The sequence below is a fragment of the Anaerolineae bacterium genome (genome assembly GCA_025062375.1).
Taxonomy (GTDB): Bacteria; Chloroflexota; Anaerolineae; order SpSt-600; family SpSt-600; genus SpSt-600.
Genome location: JANXAG010000002.1, coordinates 78,454 through 93,813 on the forward strand (window position 1 = coordinate 78,454; position 15,360 = coordinate 93,813).

The 15,360-nt window shown below is 52.6% G+C and carries 11 protein-coding genes; 8 read left to right on the forward strand and 3 right to left on the reverse strand.

All coding sequences use genetic code 11. The annotated features are described in order from the left end of the window. Nucleotides 1–73: 73 nt before the first annotated feature. The 4 genes from csx15 (at nt 74) to NZ653_01235 (ending at nt 5,492) form a co-directional block, all read left to right on the forward strand. Nucleotides 74–472: a CRISPR-associated protein Csx15 gene (gene csx15 / locus NZ653_01220; protein MCS7285749.1), complete on the forward strand. Its 399-nt coding sequence runs from the start codon at nt 74–76 to the stop codon at nt 470–472. 134 nt (nt 473–606) lie between these two features. Continuing rightward, on the forward strand, nt 607–2,706 hold the full coding sequence (locus NZ653_01225) for an acetate--CoA ligase (protein ID MCS7285750.1): 2,100 nt from the start codon (nt 607–609) through the stop codon (nt 2,704–2,706). Between the two features lie 12 nt (nt 2,707–2,718). Then, complete coding sequence (locus NZ653_01230; protein ID MCS7285751.1) at nt 2,719–3,786, forward strand: phosphotransacetylase family protein; 1,068 nt, start codon at nt 2,719–2,721, stop codon at nt 3,784–3,786. Further along, a complete protein-coding gene (locus NZ653_01235) occupies nt 3,783–5,492 on the forward strand; it encodes a helicase-associated domain-containing protein (protein MCS7285752.1) in 1,710 nt (569 codons plus the stop codon). Before NZ653_01230 ends, NZ653_01235 begins: the two co-directional genes overlap by 4 nt. A gap of 82 nt (nt 5,493–5,574) precedes the next feature. Here the strand turns inward: NZ653_01235 and NZ653_01240 are convergent, their stop codons facing one another. Further along, on the reverse strand, nt 5,575–6,456 hold the full coding sequence (locus NZ653_01240) for a glycosyltransferase family 2 protein (GenBank protein ID MCS7285753.1): 882 nt from the start codon (nt 6,454–6,456) through the stop codon (nt 5,575–5,577). Beyond that, entirely contained in the window at nt 6,453–7,124 is a 672-nt protein-coding gene (gene thyX / locus NZ653_01245; protein ID MCS7285754.1) for an FAD-dependent thymidylate synthase, read from the reverse strand. Before thyX ends, NZ653_01240 begins: the two co-directional genes overlap by 4 nt. Nucleotides 7,125–7,550: 426 nt before the next feature. On the opposite strand from thyX, the gene prxU reads away from it, so the two are divergent. The 4 genes from prxU (at nt 7,551) to mutS (ending at nt 14,546) form a co-directional block, all read left to right on the forward strand. Further along, nucleotides 7,551–8,252, forward strand: a complete 702-nt coding sequence (gene prxU / locus NZ653_01250) for a thioredoxin-dependent peroxiredoxin (protein ID MCS7285755.1) — start codon at nt 7,551–7,553, stop codon at nt 8,250–8,252. 230 nt (nt 8,253–8,482) lie between these two features. Beyond that, the gene (gene ligA / locus NZ653_01255) at nt 8,483–10,537 is read left to right on the forward strand and encodes an NAD-dependent DNA ligase LigA (protein ID MCS7285756.1); all 2,055 of its coding nucleotides are present in this window, start codon (nt 8,483–8,485) and stop codon (nt 10,535–10,537) included. Beyond that, entirely contained in the window at nt 10,534–11,934 is a 1,401-nt protein-coding gene (locus NZ653_01260; protein MCS7285757.1) for an NAD(P)/FAD-dependent oxidoreductase, read from the forward strand. Before ligA ends, NZ653_01260 begins: the two co-directional genes overlap by 4 nt. After that, nucleotides 11,931–14,546, forward strand: coding sequence for a DNA mismatch repair protein MutS (mutS, locus tag NZ653_01265; protein ID MCS7285758.1), 2,616 nt, complete (start codon nt 11,931–11,933; stop codon nt 14,544–14,546). The genes NZ653_01260 and mutS overlap by 4 nt, the downstream gene beginning before the upstream one ends. Here mutS and murI read toward each other — a convergent pair. Next, the gene (gene murI, locus NZ653_01270) at nt 14,524–15,354 is read right to left on the reverse strand and encodes a glutamate racemase (protein ID MCS7285759.1); all 831 of its coding nucleotides are present in this window, start codon (nt 15,352–15,354) and stop codon (nt 14,524–14,526) included. The genes mutS and murI overlap by 23 nt on opposite strands. Between the last annotated feature and the right edge of the window lie 6 nt (nt 15,355–15,360).

A 15,360-nucleotide genomic window follows, 5' to 3' on the forward strand; every position in this document is an offset into this window, starting at 1 on the left:
ATAATCCAGATGCCCAAATTCCAGCGATAGAGGAAATTTCACAGTAACCCAACACAAAGAAGGGGGTGCTCTCATGATTCTTATCAATTTTTCCCATCCTTTGACCCAGGAGCATATTGCGCAGATAGAAAGCTTTATCAGACAGAGGGTGGAAAAGGTGGTGGAAATTCCTACCCAGATTGACCCTCAGCAGCCCCTTGTGCCACAGGTACGTGCGCTGGCAGACGCAGCGGGATTCTCACCAGTAGAGTGGCAAACTCTGCCGATCTTAATTAACCCCCCGTCGCTTAACTTCATTGCCGTCGTTCTCCTGGCGGAACTTCATGGCCGTATGGGATATTTCCCCCCGATAATACGAATGAGGCCGGTGGTGGATGAGCACGGAAACAGGGTTGTCCCCCCTCGCTTTGAAGTTGCTGAAGTTATAGACCTTCAGACAATCCGTGAAGAAGCACGCAAAAGAAGACAATAGCTGGTCAATGAGGCAAGGCCGGGCCAGGAACATCCCTCAAAAGCGGCGCCAGGTTTACTGAATTTACCACTTAGCTTGCAAGCTTTGCTGCCGCAAGGTATAATCCAAACACAAATAGCAGAAGGAGCGTCAAAATGCTTGAGGCTTTTATCGCTCCTAAGTCTGTGGCGGTTATAGGGGCCTCCAGGGATCCCGCAAAACTCGGTTATGGGGTGCTTTCAAACATCATAAAATCCGGTTTCCAGGGCAAAATATACCCCATAAACCCCAACGCCACTGAAATCCTGGGCTTAAGGTGTTACCCATCTATTCTTTCGGTGCCGGATGAGGTGGATCTGGCGGTTATTGTAATTCCTGCTCCCCTCGTGCTTCAGGCCGCAGAAGATTGCGGGAAAAAGGGGGTTAAAGGTCTAATTGTTATCTCTGCTGGATTTAAAGAGGTGGGAAAGGAGGGTTTAGAAAGGGAAAAAGCCCTTGTAGAAATAGCCAGACGCTATGGGTTACGAATCCTCGGGCCCAACGTCCTGGGCTTTATAGATACCGTAATCCCTCTCAATGCTTCCTTTGCTGCCTCCATGGCCCTGCCTGGTTCCATCGCTTTTATGTCCCAATCAGGGGCACTGTGCACTTCGGTCCTGGATATGTCCATTACGGAAGGGATAGGCTTTTCCAGATTTGTAAGTCTTGGGAACAAAGCTGACCTCAATGAGGTAGATTTTCTGGAACTATGGGAAGAAGACCCCAATACAAGGGTTATAGCTGCCTATCTTGAGGGAGTGGTCAACGGCCCTCGCTTTCTGGAGATAGCCCAGAGGGTCACTCGCTCCAAGCCCGTAATAGCCATAAAGGCAGGGACTACAGGTGCAGGTGCCAGAGCTGTGTCCTCTCACACTGGAACCTTAGCGGGCTCGGAAAAAGCCTACGAAGCCGCCTTTAAGCAATCGGGGATAATAAGGGCAAGGTCGGTGCAGGATCTTTTTGACCTGGCAGTAGGCTTTGCGCGCCAGCCGCTGCTGGAAAAAAACTCCATCGCCATCATAACTAATGCCGGTGGGCCAGGGATAATGGCTGTTGATGCCTGTGAACGAGCGGGACTTAGTATCGCCACCCTCTCTCCCGAAACCATAGCCTTCCTGAGGGGGCGCCTCCCTCCAGCTGCAAGTGTCTTGAACCCGGTGGATGTCCTGGGGGATGCACTGGCAGACCGCTATGCGGTAGCCTTAGAGGCAGTCCTTAAAGACCCCAATGTGGGCGGGGTTTTGGTTATCCTTTCCCCTCAGGTTATGACTCAGGTTGAAGAAACGGCCAGGGCTGTAGGGGAAATCGCTTCTCGTTATTCCAAACCTGTTTTAGCTTCTTTCATGGGGCGCGCTACTATTGAAAGGGGCGTTCGCATCCTCAGAGAATATAGCATCCCCAATTACGAAGTCCCGGAAAGAGCTGTGGCTGTTTTCAAAGCCATGTGGGAATACAAAGAGTGGATAGAGAAACCCATCCCGGAAATTCCAACCTTTGAATTTGATGTGGAAGTTATAAGAAAGACAATAGCTCAAGCCTGGGATGAAGGTCGCCTGTTTCTGGGGGATGCTGAAGCCAGAGCTATTATGGAGGCTTGTGGGATAAAGGGGCCTCGTACTGCTCTCGCCCGCACTCCCGAAGAAGCTGTTGCCATCGCCGAAGAAATAGGCTATCCCGTAGTAATGAAGATAGCTTCCCCTGACATCATCCACAAGACTGACATAGGAGGAGTTAAGCTGAATATCCAGAGTCCTTCCGAAGTCCGGGACACTTTTGAACTTCTGGTTTACAGGGCTACCCGTTACATGCCCGATGCCACCATCTGGGGTTGCCAGGTTCAGCAAATGGTCAGGGGGGGTAAAGAGGTGATAGTAGGGATGAGCAGGGATCCGCAATTTGGCCCCCTTGTTATGTTCGGCCTGGGAGGAATTTATGTGGAAGTCCTCAAGGATGTGTCCTTCAGGATCGCCCCTATATCCAGAGAAGAAGCAGAGGAGATGGTAAACGAGGTGAAGTCAATCCAGCTTCTCAAGGGGGTAAGAGGAGAGCCACCCAGGGATATAAGGGCCGTGGTAGATGTAATCCTAAGGGTTGCGAAGCTGGTTGTGGATTTTCCCGAAATCGTGGAGATGGATATAAACCCGCTTATGGTCCTGGAAGAGGGGAAAGGGGCTATGGCCGTGGATATGAGAATAACTTTAAGCCCTAGAAATTAAAGGAGGAAGAACATGGCTGTGCTTTACATCTCTTCCGTTGAGAAATTTTCGGGCAAAAGCTCTTTTTGTTTCGGGATAGGCAAAAGGCTCAGGCAGGAGGGTCTGTCCGTAGCTTACATGAAGCCTGTAAGCACCGCAGCTCGCCAGGAAAATGGAGAGGTAGTAGACGAAGATGCTCTTTTCTTCAAACGCTATTTTCAGCTCTCTCAGCCTCTTTCGGAAATAGTCCCCATTGCTCTTACCCCCAATGTAGTGGAGGCTATATTAACGGGGAAAATTCGGGAGGATTTTGAAGAAAAGCTCAAGAGAGCGTGCTCCGATTGCGCCAGAGGTAGGGATTTAATATTGCTGGAGGGGGCTGGGACTCTCCGGGAAGGCTATATCGCTGGCTTGTCGGCCCCAAGGGTAACCCAACTCCTTAATGCCCCGGCTCTGATGATAATAAAGTATACCTCAGACCTGGGAGTGGTAGATGATATTCTGGCAGCTCAATCCCGCCTGGAGGATAGGCTCCTGGGGATCGTGATAAATATGGTGCCAAGACCCAGGATGCAGTATGTTGAAGAGGTTATTCGCCCATATATTGAAGCCAAAGGGGTAAAAGTGTTCGGAATTCTACCTCACGAAAGAATCCTGGCTTCTATAACAGTGAAAGAGCTGGTAGAGGTTCTGGACGGGGAAATCCTCTGTTGCCCTGATAAAACCGATGAACTTATAGAGTATGTGATGGTAGGAGCTATGAGCGTAGATTTAGCCCTTTCTTACTTCCGCCGTCGGCCCAATAAGGTAGTTATAACAGGAGGCGACAGGCCCGATATCCAGCTTGCGGCTCTGGAAACTTCCACCAAGTGCGTGGTGCTTACCGGGAATATCCGCCCAAGCCCAATTATCTTGGGCAGGGCCGAAGAAGTGGGAATACCCATGATTGTGGTCCGCCACGATACTTTTACCAGCGTGGAGCTGGTAGAGAATTACTTTGGCCGCAGCCGCTTCTATCAGGAGAGAAAGGTGGCCCGCTTTGAGGAACTCTTGAACGAACGATTCAACTTTTCCCTTCTGCGCTCTTCCCTCGGCTTATGAAAGAACTCAGGGAAAGCCTCCTGGAACACGAGCTAATAATGTTAGAGGTGATAGCTCAGCAGTGGGGGCTGAGCCCGGGTCAGGAAGGGCGACAGGAATTCGTCAAGCGCCTCGAGGCTCGCATGAAGGACCCAGAAGCTTTCAGCAAAATCCTGGGCCGCCTTACCCCGGAAGAGCGCGAAGCCCTTGACAATCTCATCCGCTGGGGAGGAAAAGTTCTGTCCTCTTTTTTTACCCGCCGTTATGGCCCCATAAGGCCTTTCGGACCCGCCAAACTGCTCCGGGAAAGGCCGTGGGAGAATCCCGCAGGCCCCGCCGAAAAACTATGGTTCCTAGGCCTAATTTTCAAGACCTTTGAGCTGACCGAAAGCGGCCTTACCGAAGTCATTTACATCCCCCAGGAGCTTATACACCTCATTCCGGTGTCATTGGAGAAGATGAGCACCAAAGCCCTGGAGCCCTTAATTCCCGCTCATTCATTGCGGGCCAGCCATTACCTGTGTGAAGCCCTCTTTCTTTATCTGGTTTGCCTGCAGAAAGAACCAGCCCAGGCTACTGCTGAGGGCTCTTTGCCCCCCGAGAGGGCTGAATCAATCGTCAGCTTCATCAAAGAGAGAGAAACCTGGCCTCCCACTGGAAATGATGTTTTCTTCACTTTGGTGCAGCATATGGCCATAGCTCTGGGCCTTATAACTTTAGAGGCCGGCAAAATCAGGCCTTTTCCCGAAAGGCTGCGCCCCTGGCTCAAGGCCCCCTCTCACGAAAGGCTGACGGGCCTGTGGCAGGTCTGGCTTGAAAGCGTCTCCTGGAATGAACTTCGTCTCCTCCCAAACCTCATCTGGGAGGAAACAGGTCGCTCCAACGACCCCCGCTTAGCTCGAAGGCGTATAATCTCTTTCCTGGCACGCTGTCCGGGGAATCAATGGGTATCCCTGGATTCTTTCGTTAACTTCATCAAAGAAGAGGAGCCCGATTTCCAGCGCCCCGATGGAAATTACAGTTCATGGTACATCCGCGACCGGGTTACCGGGGAATATCTAATGGGTTTTGAGCACTGGGATAAAGTTGAAGGAGCTTTGATTCGCTTCATCGTTACAGGCCCCCTCTACTGGTTGGGAGTTCTGGAGCTCGGGACGGATGAGAAAGGTAGTGTGAACTCTTTCCGCCTTTCCTCCTGGGGAGAAGAACTCCTCAGTAGAGCTCCCGTTAGACCCCATCCGGAAGAGCCTATAGTGGTTAGGCAGGATTTCACCATCCTGGTTCCCCGCGAGGCCAGCCTCTATCATCGCTTCCAGGTAGAGAGGTTTGCCTCATGGACTGGCTCTACGGACCAGGCTTACCTTTACCTGATAACTCGCTCATCCCTCAAGGAAGCATTCCAGCGGGGTATAACGGTAGAGATGATCTTGGATTTCCTTCGGAGAGCCACTGGGGGGCGTCTTCCATCTGTCGTAGTGCAATCCCTCAGACGCTGGGCGAGGCTCTACAAAACCTTTACCTTACGAACAATAACCGTCCTGGAAGCACCAGCGCCCTGGATTATGGAGAAATTCCGGGAGGAACCGGAGTTCAAAGAACTGCTGAGAACCATGCTTTCCCCCACTATGGCTTTAATAGAGAAACGCGACATACCTAAAATAGAGGAGCTTTTAAACCGGGCTGGCTACTTTTTGCGAAAAGAGACCCCTCCTGAGTCTCAAAGTTAAATTTCAGCTCAGGCTAAAAGGTGCTGGTTGAGCAACACCCTGGCGTTCAGAATCCGAAAACTTGGGTGCAGGCAAACACGCATTAGTTCTTAAAAGACCTGTGGACCTCTTCCCTGGTAGCATTGTGGGGTCTTCTGAGGCGAAAACCAATGAATGGCCTGCGTTTAAACCACCTCAAGGGGCGGTCAGCGGCAAATGCAGGCCAGAGAGCTCTCTTTTTATCGGTGCCCATGTATCTGGCCAGCAGCGCGGAAAGCCTTCTTCTCAATTCTATGAGCTCTTTAGGGGCTAAGCCCTGAATTCTCGCCAGGGTCTCCAGGATCTCAATGGCCTCTCTTAAGTATCCCACTGTAACAGCCAAAAGAGGTGCCATATCCTGTTTTGTCAAATGGATTAGTCCTGGAAGCAAGACTACGGCGGTTCTATTCCGGGGGAACTTGGTCAGAAGAAAGGTTTCCACTCCATAACCGAGGTCCTCTATCTCATCCACCAGGGGCAGTAAATCTGACCTGTAGTAAGCGCGCTGGCCCGTTAAAACCAGGAGAGGGCCGATATCCACCAGCGGAAGAGGGATTTTCTCCTGTATCCCAACACCCAGGACAGCCTTGGCCGAACCGTAAACCAGTGGCAACACCATAAATAGCAAGTGGTGCTGCTTGAGCCCCAAAAGGTGAGCATCGCAGAAAATCACAATTTCACCGGTGGCCTCCTTCAGTCCTGAAGCCATTGCAGCGCCCTTGCCTCTGTTGGTGGGGTGAGTTATGACTTTGATTTTTTCGCCGAACTTTTCAAGTATTCTTGGGGTTTGATCGGTTGAGCCATCATCAACCACGATGAGTTCGCAGGGAAAACCGCTCTCCAGGATTGAGGCAATGGTCGTTTCAATGAACGCCTGCTCGTTGTAAGCCGTTACAATTACTGAAACAGAAGGCAAACTGATTTCAACTTTAAGCCCTTCCCTCACTTTTCCCCTACCTCCTGAAGTAATCCACCCGAAAAGCCTAAAGTAAAGAAATGGGGATATCTTTGATGCAATTCTTCCCGCAAATCCTCAAATACGGCTGGGGCGTAGGGGTAAATGATCTCCAGCATGCGAACGGCGAGCTCTCTTATCTCCCACTGAGCCTGGGGGGAAATGCGTACCCGGAAAAAGTGGCGGAGCTCCCGGAAATTCATCGTGACCACGATGCGGGTAGCTGTGGCGTTAGGTAAAACGAAACGTGCATCTTCCTTGGCAATACCCCGGGCGCGCAGAGCCCGATAGGCCTCTTTTACCTTTTCGGCAAATTGCTCCCATATTTTCCGGGCTTCTTCGTCGTTGGCAATGGAAGGCGGGAGGACCCATTCCGGATTATCCATGGATACATATCGCTGGCTTTCCTGCGAGTAGGAGGCTAACCGGTGGCGGACCAATTGATGGCTGCAAGCTCGGGAGATGCCGCTGATTTCAAAGGTTGCCGAAGCGTGCTCAATTATACTTTCATGCCCGTCGCGAATCCGAGCCTTTATGAAAGAAGCTGGATCTCCATGGCTCTGGCTTCGGTAGCACACCCGGCCGGCATGTTCTATAAGGGCTTCGGGGCTTCCATCGCCCTTTAAAAATCGGGTAATTGCGATAAGTTCAACCCGCATGCCTCACCTCCTTGGAGGAAATTATACTTTGTCCTTTGAGCATCGCCAAGGGTGGCTTCCTGCCAGTGGATGAAGCCCCGCGATTCTTTAACTGTCACAGAGGTGGTGAATCTGGGAACGAGAATCGGGCGCTCAAGGCATAAACCAGGTTAAAGGGTGATTGCGCCAGGGCCTGGAAAAGAACCAGCTGGCAGGCCGAGGGCCTGTCCTCACTGCACAAGTTGTTTGACAGTTTGCCCTCAGCGATTTATAATACTACCAAAGTAATCTATTAACCTTCTCCGGTCACAAGCCTGGGATTGGGTTTAGAAGAGCGCCCAGCCTGAATGTCAAACCTGGGAATTTTTCGCACCTTGCAGCGAGTTGTGCCCCTGTTAGCCTGTCATGAAAAAAGCGATGGCAAGTGATAGTCTAAAGGAGGTTAATATGGCGGAACTTAAAGATAGCTGCGTCAGACCAGCGCGCGGACCAATCTTGCCGGAGGTTGAACCTTCAGTTATGCCTGAAAAAATAGCTTTAAAAGAGGAGGTCAAAATGATAGCAAGAGTTGGCCAGGAAGCCATTGACTTTGAAGCCAACGCCTACATTGAGGGCGTGGGTTTTCAGCCGGTCAAGCTTTCTGACTATAAAGGGAAGTGGATTGTTCTTTGCTTCTATCCGGGAGACTTTACCTTTGTCTGACCAACAGAACTGGCAGCGGTCGCTGCCCGATATGAAGAGCTCAAGGCTCTCGGTGTAGAAGTGCTGGCCATAAGCACCGACAGCCGTTTCGTGCACAAGGTCTGGCAGGAACAGGAATTATCAAAAATGGTCAGCGGAGGCGTCCCATTCCCAATGCTGGAAGATCCGGGAGGGAAAATAGGCAGAGTTTACGGGGTGTACGATGAAGCTGCCGGGGTAGATATTCGCGGCCGATTCATCATTGATCCGGACTTCGTTATTCGGGCGATGGAAGTTTTAACCCCGGAGGTGGGCCGGAATCCCGATGAATTGATAAGACAGATCAAAGCGTTCCAACATGTGCGAGCTACTGGAGAGGTAACCCCATCCGGCTGGCAGCCAGGCAAAACTACTCTTAAGCCCAGTCCAGCGCTGGTGGGTAAAGTTTGGGAGGTCTGGAAACCATAAGGCTTGAAAGGACAGGCTAATCAGGGGCTGGAAAGCTGGCGCGGGCTGGGCGCGTTGAACTGAGCACGATCGGCCACCAGGGCCTGAAATAGATGGTGTGCGCAGGCCCAAAATGTTTCCTCTTCTGGCAGGCAGACCTCAATCCGCCTCTACAGGATTCCCCTTGCCAAATTGACTAAAATGCAGTAATTTAAATTGCTGGGATACAAATTGACCCTGAGGAGGGGGCTATGGCGGAGTTGAGCCGTGAGGAGGCTAAAAAGAGGATAGAAGAGCTGCGCAGGCTTATCCATTACCACAATTACCTTTACTATGTCCTGGATGCGCCCGAAATAAGCGATGCTGAATACGATGCTCTTATGCGGGAGCTTAAGAGGCTTGAGGAACTCTATCCTGAGTTCATTACGCCCGATTCCCCCACCCAGAGGGTCGGAGGCCAGCCGGCAGAGGGCTTTGCCGAGGTGAGACATCCCAAACCCATGCTTAGCCTCCAGGATGCCTTCAACGATGAAGAGATGTGGGCATGGTTCAGGCGTATTTCTAAGATCCTGCCTGAAGGGGTTAAGCCTGAGGATCTGGAGTTTACCGTTGAGCCCAAGGTTGATGGCCTTACGGTAGTGCTTACTTACGAAAATGGTGTTTACGTAAAAGGCGCTACGAGAGGCGATGGTTTTGTGGGTGAAGATGTTACAGCTAACCTTAAGACCATAAAAGCTGTACCCCTTCGGATCCCCGTTATTCCCGATGCTGAGCCCCCTAAGCGCATCGTGGTGAGGGGCGAGGCTTACATGCCTGTGAGTGCCTTTGAGGAGTTCAACCGCCGCCAAGCGGAGCTGGGCCAGAGGACTTTCGCTAACCCGCGTAATGCTGCAGCTGGCTCCATACGCCAACTTGATCCATCTATAACAGCCCAGAGGCCCCTCAGCCTATTTACCTACGCCATTGTGGAAATTGAGGGGGGAAAACCCATAAAGACTCAGTGGGAGGCTCTGGAATACCTTAAATCCCTCGGTTTTCCCGTCAACCCCGAGAACCGACTGGCCAGAAGCTTTGAAGAGGTCATCGCTTTATCCAAGGAACTGATGAAGAAAAGGGACTCTCTGGACTACGAAGTGGACGGAGTTGTGGTTAAGATAAACGATTTAGCCCTTCAGGAAGCCCTCGGCGTTGTGGGGAATGCTCCCAGAGGGGCCGTGGCTTACAAGTTCCCGGGCCGGGAAGCCACCACTAAGCTCCTGGATATCGTGATAAATGTGGGCCGCACCGGCTCTCTCAACCCCGTGGCGATATTAGAGCCAGTCCACGTGGGTGGAGTCATTGTAAAGCAGGCTGCCCTCCACAACGAGGAAGATATTCACCGAAAAGACATCCGCATCGGAGATACCGTAATCGTGAGACGGGCTGGAGAAGTCATCCCCCAGGTGGTGGGACCGGTGAAGGAGCTGCGCACGGGCCAGGAGAAGATCTTCTACATGCCCAAAAATTGCCCTGTCTGCGGAGAGCCCGCAGTCAAGCCTGAAAACGAGGTGGATTATTACTGCGTGAACGCTGCATGCCCAGCTCAGCTTGTGCGTCGAGTGGAATACTGGGCCTCCAAAGGAGCTATGGATATTGAGGGTATGGGAGAGAAGGTTGCAGAACTCCTGGTGAAAGAGGGCCTGGTCAAAGATGTGGCCGACCTATATTACCTCAAGCCCGAGCAGCTTCTCCGGTTAGAAGGCTTCGCTGAAAAGAGGGTAAGCAATCTCCTCAATGCTATAGAAGCCTCCAAGCAGAGGCCTTTCTGGCGTGTTCTGACGGCTCTCGGGATAAGGTATGTGGGGGAAATTGTGGCCCAGACTTTGGCCAAGCATTATCCTTCCATTGATAAGCTTATGGCTGCTACGGAAGAAGAGCTCATGCAAATTGAAGGCATTGGGCCAAGGATAGCCCGGAGCGTGGTGGATTTCTTCTCCAGGCCTCGCCATCGGGAAATCATTGAGAAGCTTCGCCGGGCAGGTGTGCGAATGGCTGAAGAAGTTGAAGTGGTGGTAGAGGGGCCCAGGCCTCTGGCGGGCCTGACCTTCGTGATCACCGGAACTCTATCGGTGCCCAGGGAAGAATTCGCCGCACTGATTGAACGCTACGGCGGAAAAGTAGCCGATGCAGTAACCCGCAAGACCAATTACCTCATAGTAGGTGAAGCCCCCGGTGCTACAAAATACAACCGGGCCCGGGAGCTTGGTGTTCCTATGATAACGGAGGAGGATGTTCGGAGAATGATAGAGGAGGGGATTAAAAGTTGAGTGGAAAAGAGCGCTTTGATGTGATAATAGTGGGGGCAGGGCCCACCGGAATCTTCGCCGCTCTTAAGCTGAGCGAAGAAAATCCATCCCTTAGCATACTGATTCTTGACAAAGGCCACGAGTTGGAAAAGAGACATTGCCCTGCTCAGCGGCCAGGGGGGAAATGCGTCCACTGTAATCCCTGCAACGTCCTCTCGGGCTGGGGCGGAGCAGGAGCTTTCAGCGATGGCAAACTCACCCTTTCTCCCGAAGTGGGGGGTAACCTTGGAGAATACCTGAACGGGGATAAACTTCAAGCTCTTATGCGTGAGGTGGACAGGCTTTACATCCGCTTTGGAGCCGAAAGCCCCATTTTCGGGAATGACCCCGATGAGGTAGAACGGCTCCAGAAAAAGGCGGCCAGGGCTGGCCTTAAACTTCTGGCCATGCCTGTTCGCCACATTGGCACTGAAAATTGCCGCAAAGTTTTACGCAATATGCAGGAAGAGCTCCTGTCCCGGGGCGTGGAATTAAGGATGAAAACCCCTGTAGCCCGTATCCTGACCGAAAACTCCATCGTCAAGGGGGTGGAAACCGAAAGAGGCGAAGTCCTCCAGGCTGATTTCGTGATCATAGCTCCAGGCAGGGAAGGCGCTTCCTGGTTGACGGAAATTGCTAAGGAGTTGAATTTATCTCTGGACCGTAACCCTGTAGATATCGGGGTAAGGGTGGAAGTCCCCGCCGTCGTTATGGAACCCCTCACCAGTGTCCTCTACGAGAGCAAGCTTTTCTATACTTCCAGAGCTTTTGACGACAAAGTCCGGACCTTCTGCATGAACCCCTACGGTGAGGTAGTTCTGGAATATGTGGGGGATGTGGTGACTGTAAATGGCCACAGTTATGCTAACCATAAAACCCTCAACACCAACTTCGCCATCCTGGTGAGCAAGCGTTTCACCGAGCCTTTTAAAGACCCTATAGCCTATGGCAAATCCATCGCCAGGCTGGCCAACCTCCTGAGCGGGGGGGTAATTGTCCAGCGGCTTGGAGACCTGGAGCAGGGACGCCGCTCAACCCCCGAAAGGCTGTCCCGGAGCATAGTAGTTCCAACCCTCAAGGACGCAACACCAGGCGATCTGGGCCTTGTTTTGCCTTACCGCTACCTTGTGGACATCCTGGAAATGCTCAAGGCTATGGATGAACTGGTCCCTGGGGTTTATTCGCCCCATACCCTCCTTTACGGGGTAGAGGTTAAGTTTTACTCTTCGCGCCTCAAACTTACCCCGTCCCTTGAAACCCAGGTCAAGAACCTCTTTGCCGCTGGAGACGGCGCCGGAGTGACAAGGGGGCTGGTCCAGGCTTCAGCTTCGGGCCTGGCAGTGGCTGAGGAAATACTCCGCAGGGTAAAAGAACGATGAAAGAAAATTTCACCCCAATGCTCAAACAATACCGCCAGCTCAAAGCCCTCTACCCTGACGCTATCCTCCTCTTCCGTCTGGGTGATTTCTACGAAATGTTTGACGAGGACGCCAAAATCGCCTCCCGGGAACTGGAGCTCGTCCTCACCTCTCGGCGCTTTTCCAAGACTGTAAAGCTTCCCATGTGCGGGATCCCCTACCACCAGCTTACCACTTACATCGGCAAACTCATAGAGAAGGGCTACAAAATCGCCATAGCCGAACAGATGGAACAACCGGGCAAAGGCAAGCGCCTGGTAAGAAGGGAAATAGTCCGGGTTATAACCCCGGGGACGGTGGTGGAAGAAGGGCTCCTGCCCGATAAGGAAGAGAATTTCCTGGCGGCTATCCTCCGCGGAGATGAAGGATATGGCCTAGCTTTCATGGAACTTTCCACCGGGGATTTCTCAGCCACCCAGGTTGAGGGAGGAAACCCCTTAGAAACTCTCCTGGAGGAACTGGAACGCCTCCGCCCAAGCGAGTATGTGCTCCCGCCTCACCTCGTTTCCAATGAAGCCTTTGTCTCCCGCCTCCTGAACATCCGGAAGGCCCGCATTTCCCCCCACAGAGAGGAGGCCTTCTCCCTTCCTTCTGCTCAGGAAATCCTCTTTTCCCACCTCGCTTCAATCCCCCAGGAACTGAAAGTTTTGCCCCTTGCCCTCAGAGCGGCTGGCGCCTTGCTCTGCTACCTCAAGGAGAACCAGCTTTCGGATCTGGAACACATAAGGGCTATCAGGGTTTACAACCTTTCCACCTACATGAACCTGGATGCCGTCACTTGCCGCAACCTGGAACTCCTGAGAACCCTGCGGGAAGGAGAAACCCAGGGCTCTCTATTCTGGGTTCTGGATCACACCTGCACGGCCATGGGTGCCAGACTCCTCAAACGCTGGATAACCAAACCCCTCTTGGACCCCGAAGCGATAAGGGCAAGGCTTGATGCCGTTGAGAATCTCGCCCAGGATCACCTCCTGCGTTCCGACCTGCGAGCTCTCTTGGATGGCCTCTACGATGTGGAGAGACTGGTGGGAAGGATAGGTTTTGGGAGCGCTAACGCCAGAGATCTTGTGGGCCTGAGGCGCTCTCTGGAGAGGATACCACCGATAAAAGAAACTTTGAGCCGTGCTCAAGCCCCTTTACTTCAGCAACTGAACCATGCTCTTGACCCACTTCAGGATGTAGCCCACCTCATCCGCAACGCCCTGGTAGACAACCCACCAGTTCTGGTCAGGGAAGGGGGGCTCATTCGCCCTGGATACAGCAGAGAACTGGACTCTCTGCGCCGGGAGGTAGCTTCAGGCAGGGCCTGGCTGGCAGAGTATGAAGCCAGGGAAAGGGAGAGGACTGGCATCAAAAACCTCCGGATCCGATACAACGAAGTCTTTGGCTTCTTCATCGAGGTAACCAGAAGTTACCTCCACCTGGTCCCGCCCCACTACGAGCGGAAGGCCACCATCTCAGGAGCCGAGCGCTTCATCACCCCGGAGCTTAAGGCCAAAGAAAGTGAAATACTGGCAGCCCAGGATAAAGCCAGAGAGCTGGAATACGAGCTCTTCATCAGGCTCAGGAGGGAGGTAGCCTCTCGGATGGATCGCCTCCAGCAGGCAGGCCGGATCTTAGCTCAACTGGATGTCCTGTGCTCTCTGGCGGAAGCTGCAGCTCGCTACGGATACACAAAACCCACTGTGGACGAAAGCCTGGTCATAAGCATAAAAGAAGGGCGTCACCCCGTAGTGGAGAGGATGATGCCCGAAGGAGAGCTTTTTGTCCCCAACGATGTTTCCCTGGGGGGTGATGGAGAGAGGCTTCTTGTAATAACCGGGCCTAACATGAGCGGTAAAAGCGTCTACGTCCGCCAGGTGGCCCTTATTACCCTCATGGCTCAAATGGGAAGTTTCGTCCCGGCCAAAGAAGCCCACATAGGCCTTGTGGACAGGATCTTCACCCGCATCGGCGCAACGGACGAAATTGCCAAGGGGCGCTCCACCTTCCTGGTAGAAATGGGAGAAACTGCTCACATCCTCCACAATGCTACCCCCAGAAGCCTCATAATTCTGGACGAAGTCGGCCGGGGCACCAGCACCTACGATGGGATGAGCATAGCCTGGGCTGTAGCTGAATACATTCACAATCGTATAAAAGCCCGCACCCTTTTCGCCACCCATTACCATGAACTTACAGAACTTGAGGAACACCTTGAGGGAGTCAAGAACTACAGCCTGGCTGTGGCCGAAGAAGGAGGAAAGATCATCTTCTTAAGGCGTGTAGTTCGGGGTGGAGCGGGCAAGAGCTATGGCATCCAAGTAGCAAAACTGGCCGGCCTGCCCGAGGAAGTGACGGAAAGGGCGAGGGAGATCCTGGAAAAGGCGGAGAAAGGCTACACACCCCAGCCTCTGACCTTCCGGGAAATAGCTCCTGAACCTGATAGCTTCCTCCTGCCGGCCAATGACAAAGCGGTTTGGGATGTGGTGAGAGAAATCTTCAGGGTGGACATTGCTAACATTACCCCCATCCAGGCTCTTGTCCTCCTTAACGAGCTCCAGAGAAAGCTCAAAGGAGATCTGGGACGGTAACCTTTCCTCCCACCCAGGTAACCCTGACGACTGGCCCGCTAAGTCCTGTCAATTTGTGCAGAATTTTCCCGAACTTTTCTGGCTCCCCTGAAGTGAAAAAAGTGTAACGGCCTTTTGGCCCTTCTTCCCGCAAAAGCCCACGACCTTCCAGCACCCTCTTCACCTGACGAGCTACTGCCTCGGATGGATCCACTACCGCTACTCCAGGGCCAGCCACCTTTTCCAGGGTTTCCCTTAGGAAAGGATAGTGAGTGCAGCCCAGGACCAGTACGTCTATCCCTTCTTTGAGGAGAGGTTCAAGCTGGGCTTTTACCTTCTCTTCAGCCTCCTGGCCGTTAAGGAGTCCTTCTTCCACCATCTCCACCAGACCAGGACAAGCTTTAGTGTAAATTTCCACCCCTTGCCCGAACCTCTCTACCAACCGCTGGAAGAGAATCCCCTGGAAGGTGGCTTTTGTGGCGATAACCCCTATTTTCCCGTTTTTCGTCACAGTTACGGCCGGTTTAACGGCTGGCTCCATTCCGACTATGGGGACAGAGAAACGTTCCCTGAGGTAATGGAGGGCAGCAGCAGAGGCTGTGTTGCAGGCAACCACCACAACTTTGGCTCCCTGTTCTATCAAAAATCCGGTTATGGCTTCAGAAAAAGCCCTGACTTCTTCCAAAGAACGCTCACCGTAAGGAAGATGAGCGGAATCAGCAAAGTAAAGGATATCTTCAAAGGGCAGAAGCCGGGTTACCTCTCGCCAGACCGAAAGCCCTCCTACTCCAGAGTCAAAGATTCCGATGGGGTCCTGTTTTGAAGGCAATTTTAC

Bases quoted from the DNA above. Each gene is read 5' to 3' on its own strand.
- mutS (MCS7285758.1), top strand. From the start codon at position 11,931: ATGAAAGAAAATTTCACCCCAATGCTCAAACAATACCGCCAGCTCAAA.
- NZ653_01230 (MCS7285751.1), top strand. From the start codon at position 2,719: ATGGCTGTGCTTTACATCTCTTCCGTTGAGAAATTTTCGGGCAAAAGC.
- thyX (MCS7285754.1), bottom strand. From the start codon at position 7,124: ATGCGGGTTGAACTTATCGCAATTACCCGATTTTTAAAGGGCGATGGA.
- ligA (MCS7285756.1), top strand. From the start codon at position 8,483: ATGGCGGAGTTGAGCCGTGAGGAGGCTAAAAAGAGGATAGAAGAGCTG.
- NZ653_01225 (MCS7285750.1), top strand. From the start codon at position 607: ATGCTTGAGGCTTTTATCGCTCCTAAGTCTGTGGCGGTTATAGGGGCC.
- csx15 (MCS7285749.1), top strand. From the start codon at position 74: ATGATTCTTATCAATTTTTCCCATCCTTTGACCCAGGAGCATATTGCG.
- NZ653_01235 (MCS7285752.1), top strand. From the start codon at position 3,783: ATGAAAGAACTCAGGGAAAGCCTCCTGGAACACGAGCTAATAATGTTA.